At 39.7% G+C, this 23,750-nt stretch carries 17 protein-coding genes, 1 tRNA gene and 1 pseudogene; 6 read left to right on the top strand and 13 right to left on the bottom strand.

Going from position 1 to position 23,750, the window contains the following annotated elements; all coding sequences use genetic code 11:
* Positions 1-34 precede the first annotated feature (34 nt).
* Positions 35-107: transfer RNA gene (locus IQ276_RS17500), tRNA-Arg, on the top strand.
* Positions 108-297: 190 nt separating this feature from the next.
* Here the strand turns inward: IQ276_RS17500 and IQ276_RS17505 are convergent.
* From IQ276_RS17505 to IQ276_RS17545, 9 genes and pseudogenes are all read right to left on the bottom strand, one after another.
* Positions 298-2,058 carry a phospholipase D-like domain-containing protein gene (locus tag IQ276_RS17505; RefSeq protein WP_228043220.1) on the bottom strand — a complete coding sequence of 587 codons (1,761 nt, stop codon included), beginning with the start codon at positions 2,056-2,058 and terminating at the stop codon, positions 298-300.
* Positions 2,036-3,256 (bottom strand): annotated as a pseudogene (locus IQ276_RS17510) (DEAD/DEAH box helicase); the annotation flags it as partial. The pseudogene IQ276_RS17510 and the gene IQ276_RS17505, both read right to left, overlap by 23 nt.
* A 192-nt stretch (positions 3,257-3,448) precedes the next feature.
* On the bottom strand, positions 3,449-4,471 hold the full coding sequence (locus IQ276_RS17515) for a hypothetical protein (RefSeq protein ID WP_193919232.1): 1,023 nt from the start codon (positions 4,469-4,471) through the stop codon (positions 3,449-3,451).
* 111 nt (positions 4,472-4,582) lie between these two features.
* Complete coding sequence (locus IQ276_RS17520; RefSeq protein WP_228043221.1) at positions 4,583-6,289, bottom strand: AAA domain-containing protein; 1,707 nt, start codon at positions 6,287-6,289, stop codon at positions 4,583-4,585.
* 345 nt (positions 6,290-6,634) lie between these two features.
* Positions 6,635-6,865 (bottom strand): hypothetical protein, encoded by a 231-nt coding sequence (locus IQ276_RS17525; protein WP_193918885.1) that lies wholly within the window; start codon positions 6,863-6,865, stop codon positions 6,635-6,637.
* A 176-nt stretch (positions 6,866-7,041) separates the two neighbouring features.
* Positions 7,042-7,638 (bottom strand): Uma2 family endonuclease, encoded by a 597-nt coding sequence (locus tag IQ276_RS17530; protein ID WP_193918883.1) that lies wholly within the window; start codon positions 7,636-7,638, stop codon positions 7,042-7,044.
* A 157-nt stretch (positions 7,639-7,795) separates the two neighbouring features.
* Positions 7,796-8,674, bottom strand: a complete 879-nt coding sequence (locus IQ276_RS17535; RefSeq protein WP_193918881.1) for a bile acid:sodium symporter family protein — start codon at positions 8,672-8,674, stop codon at positions 7,796-7,798.
* A gap of 160 nt (positions 8,675-8,834) precedes the next feature.
* On the bottom strand, positions 8,835-13,316 hold the full coding sequence (locus IQ276_RS17540) for a translation initiation factor IF-2 N-terminal domain-containing protein (RefSeq protein WP_193918879.1): 4,482 nt from the start codon (positions 13,314-13,316) through the stop codon (positions 8,835-8,837).
* A gap of 54 nt (positions 13,317-13,370) precedes the next feature.
* On the bottom strand, positions 13,371-14,288 hold the full coding sequence (locus IQ276_RS17545; RefSeq protein WP_193918887.1) for a histone deacetylase family protein: 918 nt from the start codon (positions 14,286-14,288) through the stop codon (positions 13,371-13,373).
* Between the two features lie 361 nt (positions 14,289-14,649).
* Here IQ276_RS17545 and IQ276_RS17550 point away from each other — a divergent pair, with 361 nt between their 5' ends.
* Positions 14,650-15,669 carry a mechanosensitive ion channel family protein gene (locus tag IQ276_RS17550; protein WP_193918877.1) on the top strand — a complete coding sequence of 340 codons (1,020 nt, stop codon included), beginning with the start codon at positions 14,650-14,652 and terminating at the stop codon, positions 15,667-15,669.
* A 62-nt stretch (positions 15,670-15,731) separates the two neighbouring features.
* Here the strand turns inward: IQ276_RS17550 and IQ276_RS17555 are convergent, their stop codons facing one another.
* Together IQ276_RS17555 and IQ276_RS17560 are read right to left on the bottom strand one after the other, a co-directional pair.
* Positions 15,732-16,511 carry an MBL fold metallo-hydrolase gene (locus IQ276_RS17555; protein ID WP_193918875.1) on the bottom strand — a complete coding sequence of 260 codons (780 nt, stop codon included), beginning with the start codon at positions 16,509-16,511 and terminating at the stop codon, positions 15,732-15,734.
* A gap of 434 nt (positions 16,512-16,945) precedes the next feature.
* A complete protein-coding gene (locus IQ276_RS17560; protein ID WP_193920416.1) occupies positions 16,946-17,734 on the bottom strand; it encodes an SDR family oxidoreductase in 789 nt (262 codons plus the stop codon).
* Positions 17,735-17,805: 71 nt separating this feature from the next.
* Here IQ276_RS17560 and IQ276_RS40240 point away from each other — a divergent pair, with 71 nt between their 5' ends.
* Together IQ276_RS40240 and IQ276_RS17565 are read left to right on the top strand one after the other, a co-directional pair.
* Positions 17,806-17,940, top strand: coding sequence for a hypothetical protein (locus IQ276_RS40240; protein ID WP_255264335.1), 135 nt, complete (start codon positions 17,806-17,808; stop codon positions 17,938-17,940).
* Between the two features lie 496 nt (positions 17,941-18,436).
* A complete protein-coding gene (locus IQ276_RS17565) occupies positions 18,437-18,871 on the top strand; it encodes a VOC family protein (RefSeq protein ID WP_193920414.1) in 435 nt (144 codons plus the stop codon).
* A 9-nt stretch (positions 18,872-18,880) separates the two neighbouring features.
* Here the strand turns inward: IQ276_RS17565 and IQ276_RS17570 are convergent, their stop codons facing one another.
* A complete protein-coding gene (locus IQ276_RS17570; protein WP_193920412.1) occupies positions 18,881-20,593 on the bottom strand; it encodes an S-layer homology domain-containing protein in 1,713 nt (570 codons plus the stop codon).
* A 363-nt stretch (positions 20,594-20,956) separates the two neighbouring features.
* Between IQ276_RS17570 and IQ276_RS17575 the strand changes: the two genes are divergently transcribed.
* Positions 20,957-21,850: an alpha/beta fold hydrolase gene (locus IQ276_RS17575; RefSeq protein ID WP_193920410.1), complete on the top strand. Its 894-nt coding sequence runs from the start codon at positions 20,957-20,959 to the stop codon at positions 21,848-21,850.
* A 197-nt stretch (positions 21,851-22,047) separates the two neighbouring features.
* Positions 22,048-23,106 (top strand): serine/threonine protein kinase, encoded by a 1,059-nt coding sequence (locus IQ276_RS17580; RefSeq protein ID WP_193920408.1) that lies wholly within the window; start codon positions 22,048-22,050, stop codon positions 23,104-23,106.
* Between the two features lie 227 nt (positions 23,107-23,333).
* On the opposite strand, the gene IQ276_RS17585 is transcribed toward IQ276_RS17580, so the two are convergent.
* The gene (locus IQ276_RS17585; protein WP_190881603.1) at positions 23,334-23,744 is read right to left on the bottom strand and encodes a hypothetical protein; all 411 of its coding nucleotides are present in this window, start codon (positions 23,742-23,744) and stop codon (positions 23,334-23,336) included.
* Between the last annotated feature and the right edge of the window lie 6 nt (positions 23,745-23,750).

The raw sequence follows: 23,750 nt of genomic DNA on the forward strand, positions 1-23,750 counted from the left end.
TAGGTGACTCTTTTGGGAGCCGCTGTATTATTTTGGGCGCGTAGCTCAGTGGATAGAGCAATTGCCTTCTAAGCAATCGGTCGCAGGTTCGAACCCTGCCGCGCTCGTTTTAATTTGGTATGAGACGCGATAAATCGGCGTCTCTACAATAATCAATGCTTCGTCGAGATGGCGATTTATCTTGGGGAATATTTACAGCGTATTTCAGGTAAATCAAGTACACGGGTAGGGGCACAGCCATGTTCCCTACAATTATCTGTACTCCTTTGCAATTTGCTGTAAATGTAGAAAATGGGGCTATGCTTCATCACTAAGTAAGTTTAAAGCAGTTTGAGGATTGTTAATGGCGATCGCGCTGAGAACTTTAGACCATTTCTGCTGCAATGAGACGCTAAAAGCTTCTTCAAAAGAAGCTTGATTCAATAAATAAAGTGCTGTTTTAAAAGTTGTTGAATCAGCTATTAAATTTTTCGACCTTAACCCTTGAAGTGCGATATCCAACCACACAGACATAAGTTCCAGCCAGTTATTTTGCTGTATTTCTTTGAGTGCAATATTTTCCATTCCTAACGCACCCCATACACAAAGAGACTCTATAGCCAGTTTAAAATCGCGGTGTTCTACAGCATCTTGCCATAATTTTTGAGCGTGATTTTCAAAGCGATTAGCAAGAAATTTATAAGCTTCCTGGACTTGATCGGGAATTGTAACTTTATAAACTGATTCGCCTCTTGGTAGATAGTCACCGCGATAAGATAGCCAGTTATGAGAGCCGCAAAGATGGATTTTTTGATCGACTATTACTTCTTTGACATGGGAATCTCCCAACCAAAAAACCTGTACAGATGGCAATCCTTCAGGTGTTTTTACTCCCCGAAGTTTTTCCTCTACTTCTGATGACATTGGTTTATCTTCGTCTTCTTGTCGTCGCGCAATTCCATGTCCAATTAAAATCCAAACTCCGCGATCGGCTAATTTTTGTAATCCAGTCAAAAACTTTTCATTTACAACTGCTTGGTTCACCCAAGGGGAATAGACTATAACCTGATTTTTAGCCGAATTTAAAACTTCTATAAAAGCTTGAGCAATTTGCCCATCGCGTAACTGTATAGCTTCACCTATCGGTGTGGTATTATCTACTTTTTCACTGACTTTTATGGCACGTTCTAAAGCCTTTTGACGAATTTTTTCCAGTCTAGCTTCTACTTCAGTGTTTTTTTGTTTAAGAATCGCTTCACGTTCAAAATTGATGGCTTCATTTGACAATTTACATAATCTTTGCAAGGATATCTTACCCTCATTATGTAGTATTTGTAACCAATTTGACGCTGCCTCTAAAATTTGCTTTCCACTTCTTATTTGAATGCTCAGCTTATCTTCAATAGCGTCAAATATAACGAAAAGCGATATTTTTTTCCAAATTTTTTGAGTGGAAGCTACTACCTTAAAGGAAGTGACAATTTTCCCCTCTTCTGGCACATGAAGTGCTAAGCCTGAAGCCTGAATATTTTTTTGTATTTCTTCAAGCGATAACACGGAAATATCACTAATTGTATTATCAATAGTTATAAAATCTGCTAAATCAGGCAGATTTATTACTGTCTCGTTTAAAGATTCAGATTGAAAAGTTATCTTCCCACTTAAAGGGTCTGTAATAGCATTAAGCTGTACAGGATATGGGGGCTGTGGTACAGACCCTTTTTCATAAAACGAGCGACCTTCAGAAGTGACTGTAATTGGCGATGTTGCTGATAGGGTTTGTAATGAACGGAGAGTTGCAGTAGTACTGCGGATAAATACAGAATCAAGCCCAAGTACAGAGGCTAATTCATCTTCTGTTGGAGGAGGTTCAAATTCAATAGCAGCCCGGATAATAAATTCTTCGAGTACGTTAAATGGGCGGGGTTCTTTGATGTTTATTTCTACAGGAGTTTGACGCAGGCTGTAACGAAATTGACGCGCTGCTAAAACTGATAAACTAGAACTTTGCGCTTCAATTTCCTCTACCAAATTTTTGAGATTATCATCAATTGGTTTAGCAGAAGAGTCGAGAAACATCAATGAAACCTCCATGTAGACGCACGATGTTTGAAATATTAGAGTACATACTCCCAATTTGTCCACGCTGCTGAGTAAATAGCGAATGACAACCAACAATTACTAGTAGTTCTTTAGCAGGTGAGAATGCAACGTTAACACGTTCTGGCTTCTTGGCAAATCCCACATCTTTTTTACTATTATTGCGAACCATACTAACAATCACAACAGGCCTTTCCATACCTTGAAATCGGTCTACTGTACCAGTGGTGATTTGCAGCGATGGAAAATCTTTAGATTGTAGCCGTTCATCAATTTTTCTGAGTTGAGCGCCATAAAATGTAATCACGGCGATTTCTTTTTTTGGTTCACCATTAGCAACTCTAGAAGCCCAATTACTCTCAAATTTTTGACATAAACGTTCAATTGCGTCAATTTCCGGGATATTAAAGAATGAAGTTCCTCTAGATTCCTCTTGAAATTCATTTTCTCCAGGCATTTTTACCCATATAAGATGCTTATCTGGTTGAATTATTTCACTTGGTAAATTATGTGCGCGATTGATGTCAGGCTCTAAGATACCACATTCTAGCTGACTGTCATAAAACTGATTGATTGCTCCCATAATTATGGGGTGCATTCGATATTGAATATTTAACATTCGTTTGATGCTATCATCAGCAGTTTCAAACTGAATTTTAAACAGTGACTCTTGCAATAATTGTAGTTCTGTATTTGTGCTGCCAATCTCTTGAGAAACTTCCTCTAAAGTCTTCGTGTCAAGCATGGGTGGTAATTGTCGATGGTCGCCTACCATGACCAACTTTTTGCCTTTTAAGCCGGGGATTAATAATTCTGGAGGAGTACATTTACTAACTTCATCGATAATGACGACATCAAAGTATTTGAATTCTTGTGAAAAATCGGAATTTGCGGCTTGAACGCAAGTGATACCAACGACGTTGGCATTATCTAGATAAATGCGCCTTAAATCTGTGCTATCGCGCTCTGTTGGCTGTCTTAATTTTCCAATCCAATCTTGCACAAAGTGTTGATATTTATTGAGGTAAATTTCTTCTTCTTGGAGCTGCTGCTGCCAGAATTTAAACTTAATATTTATGGTATGTAAAAACTCTACATTCCACAAGTCTGTATAATAATTTTCCGGCTTAAATTTACTAGGAATTGTTTTCCAAATTAACTGCCACCAAGTTCGTTCATTTGATATATATTCTAATTGTTGCTGTAAAATCTCAATTATTTTGGCTCTTCAGTACTTAATATGCTAAATTAATCTACTAAAAAGCTGAAAATATTGCTGCACAACAAAAGCAGGCATTGTTTTTAACATTTTAGTCCATTCTTGGGACTTAAGCGTTATAAACTTGATTTTAAGGTCTAGCTTTGATATTTAACTAATAATTTGGCATAACAGGTACTGAAGAACCATTATTTTCTCTATTTTAGTTTGGGTTTCTGTCAATTGTATTTTGTAAATTTCAGTTGTCTTATGTAAGCTAAAAATGTAAGCTACGAGCAGATTATTGGCAGTCGAGAGTGTAGCAAAAGGATCGACTAAACCAATCAAAGTATCAAGTTGTTTGGTGCGATTTTCCCAGTTTTGTACTTGTGCTATAAATTCTGCTGTCTCAGTCAGAATATTTGAGGAATTATCAAGGTATTGTTGCACTAAAAGCCTTAATTCATCGGGCAAGTATGGGAAAGATAAAAGTTCTTGTAAGAGTGCGATCGCTTTTTTAAACTTGAAGTCAGCTTCACTGCAAAAAGTTCCTACCTGCTCTTGATTGGCAGATATTTGCTTCTCAGCATTAGCCACCAACTTAATTTGTTCATTTAATTGTTTTTCAAGTACCTTTTGCTCTTGTTCTGTCTGAACCTGTAGTTGGTTTAGCCATGTACGCGCACTTGTAACAATGCCTTCAACCACCTCTGCTGTAATCTGAGAAATTGCCAATTCCTTGTCAACAGGTTGGACTCTCTGACGTATAGCTTGGGCTTCTCTCCTAATAGCTTCAAGCCTTATTGCAGCAGTATAACGGCGGCTATATGGACGTAACTTTTGAGCTATGGAATCCAAGCTTTTCTGCTTGAGAGCGATCGCAAGCACCCATTCAATAATCCAACCCCAAACCCCCAGTGGTTTCTCAATCTCATCAATGCTATTTTGTGCTAATCGCTTAAGCTTTATTAGAGATTCCACAGGGTCTAACTCTTTACTCCCACTTACCTTGGTAATGTCAGCTTCACTAATTGAGCGATTACCTAGTAAATTCCGCCCCCGCACGAGTAAATCTTTGATTTCACAAACCTGACTACAAACTCTATCCCATTGTCGATATTTTTGAATTAATTCATTGACTTTTAACCGACACTGCTCAAGATTCTCTTGCCAGGGTAGAGTCTGATTTACCATCGCCAAGTTTGGTAATCTTGAAGGTAAATAGATTAAGTCATCTGTAAAATTTTGCCGGTCTTGTAAGCATCGCGCCAATATATTAGTGATTTCTAGATGAGCTTTAGGTAATCATTTATCAAGTTCACTTCTTATCAAATTATCTTCAGATGTAAGGTTTTGTAGATTCCTAATTCTTTGCTGTAAACTTTGCTGACTGGCAAGCAATTGTTGGTGATTTGATTTCAAGCGAACAAAAGAATCCGAATTTTGTTTGTAAGTCTGTGCTGCTGACTTAGCTTCGGTCATAGCTGTAGCTGTATCACTGGCATAAGCTAATGCTGTCCGAATTTTAGTAATCGAAGAAGTTACATTATTTTGCAACCAGGCGGCTAAACCAAATGAGTCGTAATTTGGGCGAATTAGACCAAGTTCAGAAGCCAGATCAATTGCTAACCGAAGATTTACACCAAAGTTTCGTAATGAAGGGTCTGTAGACGCGTATTTCTTCAAACCTGCCCACAAATTAAGAAGTGCTGGATCTTGCCAGTCTACTGAAGGTGCTTGATTCAGCAACTCCTCCAAAGCAATTTTCAGAGATTCGACCTCGGCCAGTTGAGATGCGGCTTGATTATATTCATTTGTTTGGTTTGTACAAACTGACTCTAAATTGGCTTTGCGTGTCTGTAATAAATTCTGTTCTTCCTTGAATGTCTCTTCTACTTTTAGGTATGCTGTGAATCGTTGTGATGCTGCTAACAATTGACGCAAAATGTTTACATCATCAAGGTGTTGAACAAGATTTTTTTCGCAGTCACTAGCAGTATTTTCTAACCATGTACCAATCACTCGGTCTTCTAGAAATGGCTGTCCTTCTTCCCCAACTCTTTCGGCGTTTCCCTTTCGCAGAGGCCGGATTACAGGGTTATGAACTAATCGGCTGAGGGCATTATCTACTGCTAAATTGGCTTGAGAAGTAATTAGAGTGCGCCCACCCCGTAGAGCAACTTGATAGCAAATCTCCGCAATTACGGTAGTTTTACCAGTACCTGGTGGACCTTGAATGAGAACTAAATCCTCAGCAGCAAGCACGGTTTCTACTGCTGCTTTCTGACTAGGATTAGCTGAGGATAACAACAAATCCTCTGTTTGCAATTCGACAGTTTTTTGGATAGATCTTGCTTGGGAAGCGTCAAATAAAAAGTTTCCTAAATAGGGATTTTGGGTGCGTCCCTGTCTTAATTGTGTCAAGGCTGCTTTTTTATACCGAATCTGTTGCATACTACCAACAGCCTCGAAAAACAAAAATCCGGTGGCTGGTAGCTGATAACGTCCTGCTGCCATATAGTCAGCTAAATCGCGTTCTAGCCTCACGCGGATAATACAACGGTTCGGGTCAACTTCTTCAATATTTCCTAATTGCCGACTGTTGCGCCAGTTTTGTCCTGTGGGAGTAGTCTCAAACAGCTTAATCTCTTCGTTTCTTGCTCGTTTTACCCGTTCCCAGAAGTTTTCCACAGCCAAGGAATTTTCATCAGAACCGTCAAGAGTAGCTGAGGTTACGTCAATCTCAAAAGCGATCGCTCTTCCGAAGCCATTATGGCTGAAAAAAGGCACACAAAATTGTCGTGTTTCGGCGATTTTTTCCTCAATCTGTAAAAAGACTTCCCAAAATCGCAAATTATCTTCTGTCGGCAGATGGTCACCACATATAGGCATGGCTGCCATCCGTGCCAATGCTGTTGGCGGAATATCGATACGATACTGATGATTAGGCAGCAGCCGTAAACGATAAGGTAGAGCATAGCCATCAGCATTTCCCTGTGAAAGTTGTACCAACTTAGCAGATAGTATTTTTAAACCGCCCCTTCCATCTTGTTGTGCAACTGCTCTGAATTCTAGTGTTTGTCCTAGCTTCTCAAGTCTTGTAGGTAATTGAAAATCATCCTGATCTGTTGCTATGGTTAGATCCCAAATTTCTTCTCTAGGATTTTGCCCCCCGCCCTTCCCAGGGCTGTTTCATTCCATTTCAAACAGGATTTGTCAAGATGGTTAGCGAGAAAATTGTAAGTCAGGGTGACGATGAGATGAACATTTAAACATTGAAATATCAGTAAAATAGTTCATTTTCTGGGCACGCTGGTAACAAAATAACTAATTTTTAATTGCTAGAACCCTTGATTTTTAAAGCTCTTTGGGGAATGAAACAGCCCTGCCGCCCTTCCGGCGTATATAAACTAGGCGAGGCTCTTGGCCCAGTAAATCAAATATTAACTCGTTAGCACGCTCTCGTCGCTGTTCAAATTCAGGATATGATTCAAGATCTGCTTGACTTTCAAAATTGCTGATTAAACTATTAATTGCCGAGCCTATTAAGGTATAGCCCCAATCTTCTGAATCTGTTTTTATTTTCACAAATAAAATACGATTTTTATATAGTTTGTACTGTCAATACTATACCGTGATTCAAAACCGAAATTTTACGACGAAGAATCTCAGTTTGAATGATGGCTAATTCGCCTAGTACATCACCTCAATTTTGCCTACCAAATTCTTGAGATTATCATCAATAGGTGAGCAGAAATCGTCAGCTATTTCTGAAGCGCTTGCTGAAAAGTTTTAATGGCATCAACATGATTGACCATATTAATGCAGCGCAACAACAAATCCAAATCGATTCCTTTGACCTCTTCACTACTGGAAACCTTTTCATAGTGAAGCGCGTTGCCTTCTTGACGCAGGTGATAAACTTCTAACACGCCATCTTCCCAAAACCACACTTCGGGAATCAACAGCCGCTTGTATGCCTCCAGTTTGTTGATACCGCCACTGGTAAACACCACCTCTACTGCCAAATCTGGACGCACTCGGCCAGGGGCAAGTTTGTAGGATTCATCCGCCTCTCGCTTCACAGCACCTGCTTCACTTTCCAAGGTCATTGAGCCAGTTGGAGTAAAGTCAAACCCTGCCAAAAGCAAATACAGTTCGACCAATGCGGCAATTCTTTTCTTAACGGTTTCGTGGGGTTCTCCAGGCATTCTTCGGATCTCCAAAACACCATCCAGGAAAGACAGGCGATATCCTGGACGGTCTAATAATTGCTCAACGGCTTTGAATTCTCTCCAAGTCAGTCCCTCAAATAGAAGGGGTGACTCTTTTGTGAGTGTAGGGATGGCTGTTGTAGTCATAAAAGTCTCCAGTCTGTTTCTAAATGAGAAATAATCAGCTTTGGAGGTCAGTTTGTTAATTCTAAATTTTTTGTTGCATTTTCGGAGAAATAAATCTTTTTTTGTTTCTCCATACCGGATGTAGTTGCTGTCAAATACTCGTTAGCAAGCATCTATATTATGCTTTCAACAAGCCTTGGCGACGATTAGCCCACCAAGCAAATCCAGCACCAGTCACAAACATTAGCAGACCATAAATCGCCCCAGGAATGGCCATTGTGGGACTATTTAGCAATGTAGGCGTAGAAGCGATCGCGATCGCTAGAGTCCCATTTTGAATTCCTACTTCTATTGTAATTGCTGTAACACGTTTTTCTCCTAATCGGGCTAAGGTAGCGATCGCAAAACCTAAAGCCATTGCAACCACATTCAAAACCAGAGTTGCCCAGCCGACATCTATTACATAAGAAATAAAATTATTCCGTTCTCGCAGCAGCACTCCAGTGATTACCACCGCTAGGAAAAATAAAGACAGCCACTTCACAGGTTTATCTGCCTTATCTGCTAGTCCGGGTGCATACCGCTTGGCTATCATCCCAATTGCTATAGGTAGAAGTGTAATCACCCCAATCTGCAAAACAGTACTTAAGAAAGGTAACTGTAGGGTTGTTCCTTGTCCTAAAAATGTCTGCATTGACAAATTGATTACCAAAGGAATCGTAAAAACCGTAATAAAACTACTAATAGCTGTTAGCGTCACAGAAAGAGCAACATCGCCCCCAGCCAAAAACGTAATCATATTAGAGGTAGCGCCACCGGGACAGGCTGCTAAAATCATCACACCTACTGCTAATTGTGGGTCAAGGGGAAACACTGATGCAATGCCAAAGCCCACAATCGGCAACACGATTAGCTGCGCCGCTAAGCCAATCACCACCGCTTTCGGATAGATTACAACTCGCTTGAAGTCCTCTAGGGTCAAGGTTAATCCCATGCCTAACATGATAATAAATAGAGCCAGGGGCAGAAAAACAGCCGTCAGAAAATTTGCTTCCATACTTAACCTGCGTTGGTAACAATAAAAGTGCCTCTGGATTGTACCGTGTTTGGATTGACGACTGTTGCAAATTAAGCCCTTGGAATGGTTCAGAAAACTAAAATCTAGGGTTTTTGTTGTGTCAATAAAAGCAAGTTCTTAATTTTGGATAAAGTCGAGTTTAGCAGAAGATGCGAGAAACATCAACGAAACCTTCATGAAGGCTAACAATATTTGAAACTTCCGAATACATACTTCCAACTTTCCCTGGTTGATGTGTAAATAAATCATGACAACCGACAATTATCAGCAATTCTTGAGCGCGAGAAAATGCAACATTCACCCGTTCTGGTTTCTTAGCAAATCCCACGTCTCCTTTATTATTGTTGCGAACCATACTCACAATTACAACAGGTCTTTCCATCCCTTGAAATCTGTCTACTGTACCAGTACGAATTTCTAGGGAAGGGAAAAGTTCAGATTGCAGACGTTCGTCAATTTTTCTTAATTGAGCGCCATAAAATGTAATTACGGCGATTTCTTTTTTTGCTTCCCCATTAGCAACTTTATCAGCCCAAGTATTCTCGAACTGCTGACAAAGGCGTTCAATTATATCAATTTCTGGAGTATTAAAATAAGAAGTCCCGTTACGTTCTTCTAAAAATTTCTTTTCTATGGGCGTTTTTACCCACAGAATATGGTGAGATTCTTGGATGATTTCCCCTGCTAAATTATGTGCGCGTTTTGTATCAGGTTCCAAAATCCCAGATTCTAGTTTACCGTCGTAAAATTGATTGATTGCGCCCATAATATAGGGGTGCATTCGATATTGTGTAGTTAGCATTTGTTTTATGCTTTCATCAGCAGATTCAAATTGACTTTTAAAGAGTGAATCTTCTAAAAATTGTAGTTCTTCTCGTGTATTGCCAATTGCTTGAGCAACTTCTTCTAAAGTGCTAGTATCAAGCATGGGTGGTAATTGTCGATGGTCGCCTACCATGACTAACTTTTTACCTTTCAATGCTGGAATTAGTAATTCTGGGGGAGTACACTTACTAACTTCGTCAATGATGACGACATCAAAGGATTTAAATTCTTCAGAGAAACCCCTATTTGCAGCTTGCACGCAGGTGATACCAACGACGTTGGCATTATCTAAATATATGCGCCTTAAATCGTCGCGATCGCCTTCCGTTGGCTTTCTTAATTTTTCTATCCAATCTTGCACAAAATTCTGATATTTGTTAAGATAAGCTTCTTCTTTTTGAAGTTCTTTTTGCCAAGATTCAAACTGACTATTTAAACTCTGTAAAAACTCTATATTAAAAACATCACCACTAGAATTTTCTGGCTTAAATTTATCTGGTATTGTTCCCCATTCTGTCAACCACCAGTTTCTTTGGGCGATTAAACTTTCCGATGGCTGTGGTTGTAGTTGTTGTTCTAATTCATCTAGATTAATTTGCAATTTTTGAAGCTGCTGTAGACAAGCTTCGGTTTCTTGTTTGAGTTTTGCTAAATGCTCATCTAGAGAATTTTTAATTACCTCCAGCACAGCAAAAGGTTCTAATAATGAAATCAAAGTTTCAAGCTGAGTTATGCAATTTACCCAAGAATGCACTTGTTGGGTAAATTCTTGGGGGTGTTCCCAAATATTTGATTGTGTTGTGAGATATTGCTCAGCTAAAATGCGTAGTTTATTAGGTGTGTTTGGCTGTTGGCTAAGTTCTTGCAAGATATTAATAACTTGTTGAAGTTGCAAATTAGCATCTTGTTGCGTTTTTTCTAGCTGATATTGGATGGTTAAGATTTGCTGTTGGCTGATTTCATTTGTATTAAGTTCATTTAGTTGTCGGCGTAGATGATGAAGCTGTTGTTCAGTTTCCGTTTTGACTTTTAAAACGCATTGACGTGCATTTGCAAGGATAGTCTCTAGCAATTCTTGTGTAATTCGGGTGAGAGTAGAGTCGATGTTATTCCATTCCCATGATGCACCATAGGTTTTCTGCATTCTGATTAAGAAAAACTGGGTATTTTCAACCAGTAATTTTCGCTGTTTTGGGTTAAGTAGTTGATAGTTATTAAACTGTTTATAAGTCTCTTGCCATTGGGTGCGATCGCTTTGTGAAAACACCATTGGAATTTGACTAAAATTTTGTTGTAAAAAATAACTAAAATTATGCTGTTTGCCTTGTCTATCAGTAAAATTGCCATCTGTCTCATAAGCGATCGCTTTTGTCAATAACTCCCACTCCGGCAGGTTAATTTTGTAGTTTTTTGGTACTAGTGGTAACTTTAATGTATTAGCAAACATCAACAAACCTAGCGGTAAATCCACCAGATTATCTGTTAAAGGTAAACCCGATCGCTGACAATCTTTTAAAGTTTGATAGAGATGAGAATGTGCTGTTGACTTCCATTCTTTCACTGCTGAGATAATATAATCGATTTCCCGTTGGCGGTTTTCCCATATCTGGATTGTTTGCTGTAGGTTTTGCTGCTTGGCAAGAAATTTTTGATCATCTGCTTGTAACTGATTTAACGAGTCAAAATTCTGTTTAACAGTCTGCGCTAATGCTGCAACTGCTGACATGGCTTCACTCACATTTTGAGCAGAATTCAAAGCAGTTTTAAATTCCAAAATTTCTGTTGCTATGGTTTCACGCAACCAAATCGCTAAACCAAAAGCACCAAATTCTGGGCGAACAAAGGCAAGTTCATCAGTATATTTAAGAGATTGACGAACATTTGCTAAAAATTCTTCTACTAAACTATTACCTTCTGTGTAGGGCTTAAGAAGTGGCAAAAAATTTGTAACTTCTGGAGATTCCCAGTTGATATTAGCAGCATTATTTAGTAAAATATCCAAGTCAAAATTTAGAGATTTAACTTCATTTTGCTCTGCTAATATTTCTTTGTAAAAATTTTCTTGATTTTTAAAGTTTTCCTCTAATACTAATTTATTTTGATGAAACTTACTTTGTTGTTCTTGGAATTTTTTCTCTTTTTTTAAATAGGCTGTAAATCTTGGCAATAATGGCAGTAATTGACTCAAAAGTTTAATATTTCCTAGTCGTTGAGTAAGATTATTTTCGCAGTCATTTGCAGTATTTTCCAGCCATCTGCCAATCACTTGATCTTCTAAAAATGGCTGTCCTTCCTCCCCAACTTTTTCGGCTTTTCCCTTACGTACAGCCCGAATCACTGGGTTGTGAACTAATCGACTCAAGGCGTTATCTACTGCTAAATTGGCTTGAGAAGCGATTAAAGTGCGCCCGCCACGAAGGGCAATTTGATAGCAAATTTCAGCAATTACGGTAGTTTTTCCAGTACCTGGTGGCCCTTGAATCAAAACAAGATCCTTGGCAGCAAGTACCTTTTCTACTGCTGCTTTTTGTCCAGGATTAGCAGCAGATAATAATAATTCCTCTGGTTTAAGTTCAATGGTTGTTTTAATTTGTCTAGCTTGGGAAGCATCGAATAAAAAGTTACCCAAATATTGATTCTGAGTGTAACCATTATTCAAATCGTCTAAGGCTTTTTTCTTGCGCTGAATCTGCTGAATATCACCAACTGCTTCAAAACACAAAAATCCGGTTGCTGGCAACTTATAACGATCTGTTGCGATATATTCAGCTAAGTCACGTTCTAATCTCACGCTGATAATACAACGGTTGGGATCGACTTCTTCAACAGTTCCTAATTGGCGGCCGCTAAGCCAATTTTTACCAATGGGAGCAGTTTCAAACAGTTTTAAATCTTCGTTTTTTGCTCGTCTTGCGCGTTCCCAAAAGTTTTCTAGTTCAAGGGAATTTTGATAAAAGCCGTCAAGGGTGGCTGAGGTGACATCAATTTCAAAATTAATCCGTCTTTTGAAGTTATGGTTGTTACTGATGTAACGCACACAAAATTGACGTGCTTTAGCGATTTTTTCTTCAATTTGTAAAAACGCTTTCCAAGCTTTCAACTGTTCTTCTGTAGGCACATAATCGCCACAAGCTGGCGCGGCTTTTATACGCGTCAATGTCGCCGATGGAATGTCGAGATGATGCTGGTGATTAGGTAACAAACGCAAGCGAAAAGCTACAGAATAGCTATCAGCATTTCCCCGTGATAGGTGTAATAACTGAGCCGAAAGTATCTTTAAACCGCCCTTCCCATCTTTTTGTACAGCTACTGTAAATCCTAATGTTTTTTTTAGTTTTTCCAGTCTTGGAGGTAATTGAAATTCATCGGAGTCTGTTGCTATTGTTAAATCCCAAATTTCTTCTCCTACGTCTTTACCTGCACCTTTGCGACGCACATAAAATAAACAAGGCTTTTTCCCGACGCATTCAAACATTAACTCGTTGGCGTGTTCGCGTCGTTGGCGAAATTCGGGATATGATTCTAGGGCGCTTTCTCCTTCAAGATTGCGGATTAATCTATCAATTGTTGAACCTACGAATGTATAACCCCACTCTTGGGAGGATGTTTTAATTTTTGAGGATTTAGCTGTTAGTTTATTTACTGCTAGACGAATGCGTTCTGCTTCGGATTCCGAGATTGAACTTGTATGGCTTTTGACTGTAATTTTGAGGCGATCGCAAATTTCTAATAGTTTTTTACTATCTAAATTCAATTCTTTTGAAAGTTCGTAGATTCTGAGTTTGATTTTGTTCATCCACTATTGCCTTTGCACACCAAGTTTTTATATTTTAGAATTCAAAAGACTATATCAAAGTTTGTACTGCCGATAAATTTGACTGGCGGCGCGATGCAATAGGGAGTGTCGCCAAACGAGGGATTTCATATCATCAGCATAACCGCCACCAATGACGCAGGCGACAGGATAACCAGCACTCATACAAGTACTTAAAACCTGCATTTCCCGACGGAAAATGCCAGTGTCTGTTAAGGCTAATTTTCCCAAGCGATCGCCTATATGAGGATCTACACCTGCATCATAAAATACTATATCTGGCTTGACTTTAGATAATAAATCTGGTAAGTAATTCGCCAATGTTTGTAAATAAGCATCATCTTCCATTCCCACGGCTAAAGGAACATCCAAATCGCTGTTTTGTTTGGTACCGGGGAAATTGACTTCGCAGTGCATGGAGAAGGTAAAAACACTCTCATCGTCTTGGAAGATAAAAGCGGTGCCGTCTCCTTGATGAACGTCCAAATCTACAATGAGGATTTTTTGCACAAGTCCGAGTTTTTGTAAAACGCGACAGGCGATCGCTAAATCGTTGAAAATACAAAAACCAGATCCATAACTGGGAAAAGCATGATGAGTCCCACCAGCCGTATTACAAGCTAAACCCTGACTCAGTGCCAACTTAGCAGTGAGTATTGTACCACCAACCGCTACACAGGTACGATTTGCCAGCGCTGGACTCCAAGGTAACCCAATGCGACGCTGTGCTTTGGGTTCTAGAGTTCCTTCACAATAAGCTTGAACGTAGTTTGGGGTGTGGACTAACTCGATCAATTCTGTCGGCGGACGTTCAGGTGTATAAAATTGTTCTTGATTTGCCACACCATCAGCTAATAGCAATTCGTAGAGTTGTCGGAATTTGGACATTGGGAAGCGATGTCCTTCAGGTAATGGTGCAACGTAATCTGGATGGTAAATAATTGGCAAGTCCATGTTATTAATTTTGAACCATAGTTTGGTGCCAAATATATCTAGAGATTGTCTGGTAATCATTCATCAGACTGTTTTTAGATGTTCGCATTCATGCAAAAGTTATTTAGACTGGAACCAAACAGCACTTATGAAAATTGTCTAACAACAGGGTAACAATAATCTACAAAATCCCAATCACTTAACTACCATCCCCCAATGGTGGACAAACCTTAATCGCCAAAAAATTATTTGGCAACAACGAATAATTAGCCAAGTCGAACAACTTGGCTGGAAACTCCGACAACTAACAAGGTAAAATTTAGCCATAATCACAACAACACTGTTAACTATTTTAATCTCAAACTCAAACTTGAAAATTGATATGATGCAATGGATTCCGCCGATCGCCTTTATTTTAGCTGGTTTACTGGCTGGAATAATTGCTGAAAAAGTTATCTTCAAAAAACTCGAAATATTCGTTAAAAATAAACGGATTGCCGGAGGAAATATTATATTTCACTCCCTGCATCGCATGACCTTTATTTGGTTTATGATTGGCGGTTTTTTTTGGGCGGTTCTCAGTTCTCCCCTGAGACCAGATATTGTCACTGTGCTGCAAAAAATTCTCACCATCGCATTTTTGTATTCAGTGACTTTAGTTTTGGCCAGACTGACTGCTGGTTTTGTTAATTTATTTATTCAAAGGGCAGAAGGAGTTCCCACTTCACTCGTTTCTAATCTTGCTAAGGCTACTGTTTTACTTTTGGGAACATTAATCTTATTACAAACTGTCGGTGTTGAAATTACGCCAATCGTCACGACTTTAGGTATTGGTGGTCTAGCAGTTGGTTTGGCGCTTCAAGACACCCTAGCAAATTTATTTTCTGGTTTTTACTTAATTATTTCTAAGCAAGTTAGAACCGGAGACTATGTGAAATTAGATGCTGGACAGGAAGGCTATGTTACGGACATCACATGGCGCAATACGACAATTAAAGAAGTTTCCAATAACGTAGTAATTGTACCAAATTCTAAATTAGCATCGGCAATTTTCACTAACTATCATTTACCCGCCAAGGAAATAACTTTAACGATGAATGTCGGTGTCAGTTATGATAGTGACTTGGAACAAGTTGAAAAAGTGACTGTGGAAGTTGCTAAAGAAGTTATGCAAGAAATTGCACCCAAGTTAATTGGAAATGAACCATATATCAGGTTTCACACTTTTGGGGATTTTAGTATAGATTTCACGCTATATATGCGAGTCAGTGAATTTTTTGACCAGCGCATTGGTAAACATATATTTATTAAAAAATTGCACAAACGCTATCAGGAAGCAGGGATTAGTATTCCCTTTCCCATCAGAGAAGTTTATGTGCAAAACAATAGCCAAGAAAATTAAGCTATGGAACAAATAATGGTTGTCACATGGTGGAATGTGGCAACCATTATTTGCTTTTGAAGTTAGATTGCTAACGCTCGCTTTTCTAATGGTAGTTGAAAGCGATCGCCTGGTGTTGGTTCAATCACCCGCGTCGAAAGATTGTTTTTCTCTAATAGCGAACGAAATTCCGCAGCACTTCCTTTAGTCTGAATCAATTTCATGAGCAATCCCTCAAATATCACATCACCACCAGCCGCTGTGGGTAATATTACTTGAGGCTGTAACGATTTTACTACCTCTAAAGCACTATTTTTTCCTTTAATAATCGGCCCTAGCAAAGGTAATGTCATGTCAATAAACGGTGTAATCGCTACATCGATGGGTGCAGCTTGCTTAACTTCTGGAGAATGATATCCGTGAGGTTCGTAGTATAAAGTTAAACTACTTTTCAATTCTCTGATGAGATAACTATTTTCCACGAGAGTGGGGCCAATGGGCGAACCAGGAAAAGCCTCGATTTCAATTTGATTATCTAAAGTAAAAGTCTCACCGTGAGCGAGAGTGGTCACCTGGGTGTAACCTAATTGCTGTACTACCTTAGCTGCATTGGGAGAAGCTACAACCTTGATATTATGGTCTAGCTGCTTGAGTGTTGGTGGGTGAGCATGGTCTTCTAAACCCTGAGATAGCAGAATTAAATCAATGTTCTCAGGTATTGGGCGCTCTTGCGATCGCCACCCCTTAAATAACCACTCCAAATTACTGAAAATTAACGAACCAACTAGCCAAGGGTCGATTAGTATCCGTTTCCCGCCGATTTCCAGCAGCCAACTATTGCTGTCGAACCAAGTTAAAAACATAAAATTTTGTAAAGATAACGCCTATCTTTATTATCAATGGTGTCAGCTTTCTTGTAGGCACTCCCAAAAAATCACTTCAAACCGCATATTTTTACCTCATTTACCTCCCTCACTTTTCACGTCATATGGAAAAACCAACGCGAAACCTAACCCCCTAGCCCCCTTCCCTAGTAGGGAAGGGGGAAAATTCAAAGCTTCTCCCTTGTAGGCTACGGTGTACACACAAGTCGAATTACCCCCCTTAATCCCCCCGATGTATTGGGGGAAATAAGAGAATCTCGTTCCCTCCCCAATACATAGGGGGAGGGTTAGGGTGGGGTAATTCGAGGACTGGTAGTGATATTCGATAACTTGTGTCTACACGGTAGCCCTTGTAGGGGAGAGGTTTTCCAGATGCTGTGAAAAGTTAGATTTACCTGCAATCTGCTGTAAAACTAATGTTGAATAGTTAAACCACCATCTAAAACTAGTGAATGCCCAATCATAAAACTAGCTGAATCTGAACATAACCATAATACTGCTTGAGCAATTTCTTCCGGTGTACCTAATCGTTTTATGGGATATTGATTGCCATAAGATTTTATTGTTTCCTCACTTAAAGCTGACATGACCATAGGAGTTACAATAGTTCCTGGGCAAACAGCATTAATTCTAATACCATCCTTAGCGTATTGTGCAGCTAAAGATTTCGTAAGTCCTAAAACGGCGTGTTTGCTAGTACAATAGAAATGAATATTATGTTGTGGTTTATTTTCTTGCTCATTAGTTAAATTAGCAGCAATTAATCCTCTAATAGAAGCATTATTTACAATAGCACCACCACCATTTTTAAGCATTTCCGGAATTTGATGTTTCATGCATAGCCAAACTCCTTTTAAATTAGTATTAATAACTTGATTCCAATTCTCTTCAGAATCATCTATATTGACTTTGAGAATTCCAGGAGTTCCAGCATTATTAAAAGCATAATCTAAACGACCAAAAGTTTTAATTGTTTGGCTAATTAAATTTTTAACTTCTGTTTCTTGAGTAATATCTGTTGGGATAAAAATACTTTGACTACCAGCTTTTTCAATTAAATTAACAGTCTCTTCACCTTCTTTAATTTTCCTGCCAGCAATCACTACTTTTGCCCCTAACTCAGCAAAAGCTAATGCTGTAGCTTTGCCAATACCAGAATTACCTCCTGTAATCAGAACAACTTTATCAGTAAATTGTTTCATAATTAAATACTTTTAATATTATTCAGAATTTAGTTCAATTATGTAGATTTTACATACCTGCAATTTTAGCAGTGATTGGTACACCTACCCAACCTCCCAAAACTCCTGGAAAATCTTCTGGTTGGAAAACAGGCCAGCCCCGCGAAAGTAGAATTCGCACAATTGGTGGTATTCAAGGCGATTTGACAAAGAAAGACCAACTGTAATACTTTATCAAACAGAATTCAGGAGTCAGGAGTCAGAATTCAGAATAAATTCTGTGCGACTGGCGGATAGCGCAGCGTTAGCGACGCAGGAGCGTCTGAATAATCGGCGTTTTTGCACCCCCACCAAATCTACGATTTGGCGGTCAACAAGACAGTCGCGGGTCTGAATCCCCGACTGATTGATTCTGAATTCTGAATTCTGAATTCTGTATTCTTCTTCAATGTCCCGTTCTTAGACTGAAACTGATATGGTTTCCTGGTTTTGAAAAGTTTACCAAGGTATTTATAAATTTAAACTATTAGCAATAATTTGTCTGACTGGTGTTGCTCAGTGATACGGTTACATATATAGCGATTTTCATTTGAATGAGTTACACAGTAGGGGCGCACAGCTGTGCGCCCCTACGAATTGTCTTTACTCCATGCAATTGCAAACCGCTATATTGAGCTATATCTTTTAACAACTTGCTCCAAGTCTATACAAGGAGTTATTATCATGTCCGATCTTGGTTTCACTCATATTGCACTTGCAGTTAGTGATGTCGATGCAAGTATCGCATTTTATACAAAATATGCCCAAATGACGGTTGTACATCGTCGTAGCGATCGCACGATTCAATCAGATGTTGCTTGGATTAGCGATCTTACCAGACCTTTTGTGATTGTCCTCATTCAATCAACTCAAGTAGAAGGCGTACTGTTACCACACTCCCATCTTGGAGTAGCTTATCAGAATCAGGAGGAAGTCGATCGCCTGTGCAATGAGGCACGCACAGAGGGCGTACTGCTGGCTGGGCCAAATGACTGGGGTCCTCCAGTTGGTTACTGGGCTTATCTTCGAGACCCAGATGGTCATACGCTGGAAATTTCTTATGGTCAACAAATTATTTTTACAGTTAAAGACGCGATTAATCGCGTCTCTACAAGTTAATTAAATGTATTACCTGTTACCCGGAGTACGTCCACCTTCGTCGTTACTACCACCGTGGGGACGAGAATTACCAGGGTCACAGCCCTCAGCACCATTACCAATACCTTGGTTGCAATGGCGACGCACTCCCTCCCGTTGCGTTGGAGTTTCAGCACCTTCTTCAACTGCAACTTGCTGCTGTTGTTGTCCAACAACGTACTGTGAAGATATATTTGCTACCTGTCCAGTACTATACAGTGCTTGATATAGCAAAGCAGACACCTCAGACCTAGTTGCGACCCGTTCAACATTCAGCAAATTCACGTTGGGATAGTTGACAACTATACCGCGTTGTGTGAGAGCAGCAATCAGACTGCGATGTTCACGACGAATATTAGTTGCATCGCTGTAAACAGATAAAATCGTATCCGTGGAACCGCTGGCTTGATAATTTAATCCCCGTGCTAAGGCTACCAGAATGTCGAGGCGAGAAAGGCTTTGATTGGGGTTGAAATCTTTACCAATAACGGCGTTTAAAAAGCCCATTTGGTAAACATCCCTGATGGCATTGTAACCCCAATATCGAGTTGAGACATCCTTAAAAGCGATCGCTTGGCGAATTTTGCCCTTTGTGAACGCTTTCCGCAGCATTGCTGCAAATTGGGCACGAGTTACTGGTGCATCGGGGCGGAAAGTTCCATCAGGGAAACCTTCAAGAATTTCCATTGCTGCTAATTCGCCAATAAAATCTTTAGCCCAGTAGTCTGTGGAAACATCAGAAAATCCAACTTGGAGAGTGCGAGATACTCCAACTTGGCGATAATTCATTAGCAGTTGGCTAATATCATAGCTAGAGTTATCGCTGACTTCAGTGACCTGCACCAAACTACCAGGAGTAGCTTGCAAAACCTCTGCCAAATCAGAACTAAAGACGCTAAAGGAGGACTGGCGCACTAAAGCGAATTCACCTTGGGTAAAAGATACAGGGTAAACACTAGTTGCTGGAACTTTTGACAGACTTTCTACTTGGAACTGACTAGCTTGGAAGGTTTGAGAACCGCTGAGAAAATTAACCTTTTGGTTGCTGACTTGGGTGAAGTAGTCGTAAGTGGTGGTACTTGCATCAATACCACCGTCTTGGTCAGCATCAATACCATAAACAGTGCGAATGACTTGATATTCTGTTGGTTTAGCCGACAAAATCAGGTTAACTGCGGTGTTTGCCGATAAACATTCAAATTCGCTGTAACCAATAAAGCGGTTTTGCAGATCGTATAATCGGACAACAATGCGATCGCTAGCTTTTAACCCTTTAACAAATTTTGCTTTTTGCTTAATCTTGTACTTGTAATCACCCAAAAACCGCTCTTTTAAATAGTTCTTGTTATGTTTACTTTTAACAGAAACGCGGGCAATTACTTCTGACAAATTACCAGATGGTTCCCAAATTGCCAGACTAAAACCTGTTTTTTGTCCTTTGACTGAAACACTACTAGTATTTACTTGAGTGCGGCTTTCTGTGGTTACAGTTTGCCGTTGGATAGTAGTAGTACTACTCCTTGTTTCTACTTCATTATCGGCTAAAATTTGTTGCTCAGTAGAATTATCAGGTTTTTGGGCGACGATGGTAGAAAACCCTGAAGCTGCGTAAGCAGAAACTATTGGCGAAAACATTGCCGCAGAGGTTGCAGCAAGAACAAATTTGCTCAAATGAACAAAGTTACTTTGATTTGTGTATTTCATCTCACACTACCATTCGTCTAAAAGGTTAAAGGGGTATTTGGTATCCCTAACTTATTAATCCCTGGTAATAGATGAAACTAACATCTAAAATTATTCATCTAGGAATCCGCTTTTATTTGCAAGAATTGACTTGGTTTAGCAAGCCCTAAATAGAAGCGCACAGGACGCAGCAAAAAGTCTGACCGGAGGTTTCCCACCATCAGAACTTCTCAAGGCAGAAGGCACAGAAAAATCAGAGTTCCAGAGAGTTATTTTTGAATTTACAATCCAAAATTTAAAATCTAAAATCTAAAATTCGCTGAGGTGCAAGATCTGATGCCAGAGAACATTACTATATTGAAGAGTACTTTATAAATCTTCATAATGACTGAAACTACACAGCAGCTAACAACAACTACCACCATTAAAAAATTCTTTTGGACTTGGCAGGGCCATAAAATTCAGTATACCGTCATGGGTACAGGACGCCCTCTGGTACTAGTTCATGGTTTTGGTGCTTCCATTGGACACTGGCGGAAAAATATCCCAGTTTTAGCAAATGCCGGCTACCAAGTTTTTGCTTTGGATCTTTTGGGTTTTGGTGGTTCCGATAAAGCAGCCATTGATTACAGTGTGGAAGTTTGGGTGGAATTGCTGAAAGATTTTTGCACAGCACACATCCAGGAACCCGCTGTATTTATTGGCAACTCCATCGGCGCACTTTTGAGCTTGATAGTATTGGTAGAACATCCAGAAATTGCTGCTGGCGGTGTTTTAATTAACTCTGCGGGTGGTTTGAGTCATCGTCCCCACGAATTGAATCCGCCGCTACGCATTGTGATGGCAGCTTTTAATCGGGTTGTGCGATCGCCAATTACAGGCAAATTTGTTTACAATCGTATCCGCCAAAAAGCCCAAATTCGTCGTACTCTTTACCAAGTTTACCGCGATCGCCAAGCCGTCACCGATGAATTAGTCGATTTACTTTATACTCCTTCTTGCGATCCAGGAGCGCAACAAGTTTTCGCCTCCATTCTCACCGCCCCCCCTGGCCCAAGTCCAGAGGAACTATTGCCCAAAGTAGAACGTCCTCTATTGGTAATTTGGGGTGCCGATGATCCCTGGACACCAATTACTGGGGCAAAGATTTACGAAAAGGCACGTGAGAAGGGCAAAAACATCAAAATAGTGCCCATTCCCAATGCCGGTCATTGTCCCCACGATGAAGTTCCAGACATTGTTAACGCCCAAATTGCCCAGTGGTTAGGGCAAATTTAACAATTTCGCGCATCAACAAGCCAGTACCTTGGCAACTTTCCCAAAGTTGAAGTACCTGGCATCATCAAGATAAGGGCATCAGTTTGTGTTTATGCGCTTTGGGGCGAGTAGGGTAAAAATGCGGTTAACAATCTGGGTGAGTCGCTCTTAATTTTGAATTACACCTTGACAAAATCAAACTCATGTGGTGGGGTATAATGGAGCTTCATGTGCGTAATGGACATAAAGGGGTAATTCCCTTGAGTCACCATCCAGATTTTTCCAAACAAGGTTATCAAGTCATCAGCGAACTAGGACGCAACAGAGAAGGGGGACGCGTTACTTACCTAGCTAATGTCCTCAGCTCTAATCAACAAGTAGTGATTAAAGAGTTTTGTTTCGCTAGTGCAAGTACTGACTGGTCAGGTGTGAAAGCCTATGAACGCGAAATTGAAATCTTGCAACAACTGAATCATTCGCGCATCCCTAGCTATATAGATTCGTTTGAAATGCCAGGGGTTTTTTATCTGGTGCAGGAATATAAAAATGCCCCATCCTTAAGTTCAAAACGCGGCTTTCATCCCGAACAAATTAAGCAAATTGCTCTGTCAATCTTAGAAATTTTGGTTTATCTCCAAAAGCAAATTCCGCCAATTATTCATCGGGATATCAAACCAGAGAATATTTTGATTGATGAGCAACTAAATGCTTACTTAGTGGATTTTGGTTTGGCTAGGATACAAGATGCAAAAATATCTCTTAGCAGCTTCGTAACCGGAACCCCAGGCTTCATGCCACCAGAGGAACATTTTGGTCATCCTCTGACAGAAGCATCAGACTTATATAGTTTAGGAGCAACGTTGATTTGCTTACTTAATAATACCCGTTCTGTTGATATTGGTAAGTTAATTGATGATAATTATCGCTTTAATTTCCAGAAATTGGTTCCTCAAATCAGCCCACGTTTTGAGTCGTGGTTAATGAAAATGTTGGAACGCAATCGCAAACGCCGCTACGCTAATGCGACTATTGCTTTGGAAGCACTAAAGCCAATTGAGGTTGTTGGTAATGGTACTGGGATAGAAAATTTAATCAGGACAATTAAACCTCTAAAACGAGCTACTTTAGTGGGAATAGCAACTGCGATGACACTATTTGCTTTGGGAGGAACTTTGATGAGTTGTCAACCTGGTAGTACAGTCAGGCAATTGTTGGAAAGTAAAGAATGTCAAGACTTTGATTTTAACGGCAGTTGCCTAGAAAAAACTGAAGATTAAATCAGAACTCAGAATTCAGAATACAGAATTCAGCAATGCTTGAAGTGGGGGACTTAAATCCGTTTATTCAAACGCTAACCCAACACCAATATCTACTATAGGACTCATATTTGATTTCTGAAAAAAATCAGTACACTCAGATAAGGCTTCTTTCCTACTCCCCACTCCCCATTCCCTACTCCCTATACGATCGCACTTCTTGGAAACACCTATCCGTTGTGCTTCTCTCAATTGCGTTCATTGGGATTAGGTCCCGACAGTTGAATTATCTCAGAAAAACGTGAATACTTAACCGCATCGGTAGGGGGATAATCCGCTGACACTGCAACTAACCCAATTTTTATATCCTCGAAATAAATCATACCCCCAATACGTCCTTTAACTTGGAAAGGTCCATGAAAAAAACCATACTTTGCAATGTAAATCAGGAAAAAGTCAGTAATCTTTATTGCCCTGCCAAACATTTGCTCACAAGTTTTGTGGAGGACAGTATTTAGATATTCATTATACGCAGGCTCACCTAGTTGAGTAAATTTCGGATGATCCGCAAAATTATCCATATAAAATAGCCAGATATCGGACAAATCTGCTTCATCCGTCAGTTTTTGCTTAAGTTCCAGCAATCGATTGATTTTCATAGTCTG

The sequence above is a fragment of the Desmonostoc muscorum LEGE 12446 genome (assembly GCF_015207005.2).
In the GTDB taxonomy this organism is placed as follows: domain Bacteria; phylum Cyanobacteriota; class Cyanobacteriia; order Cyanobacteriales; family Nostocaceae; genus Nostoc; species Nostoc muscorum.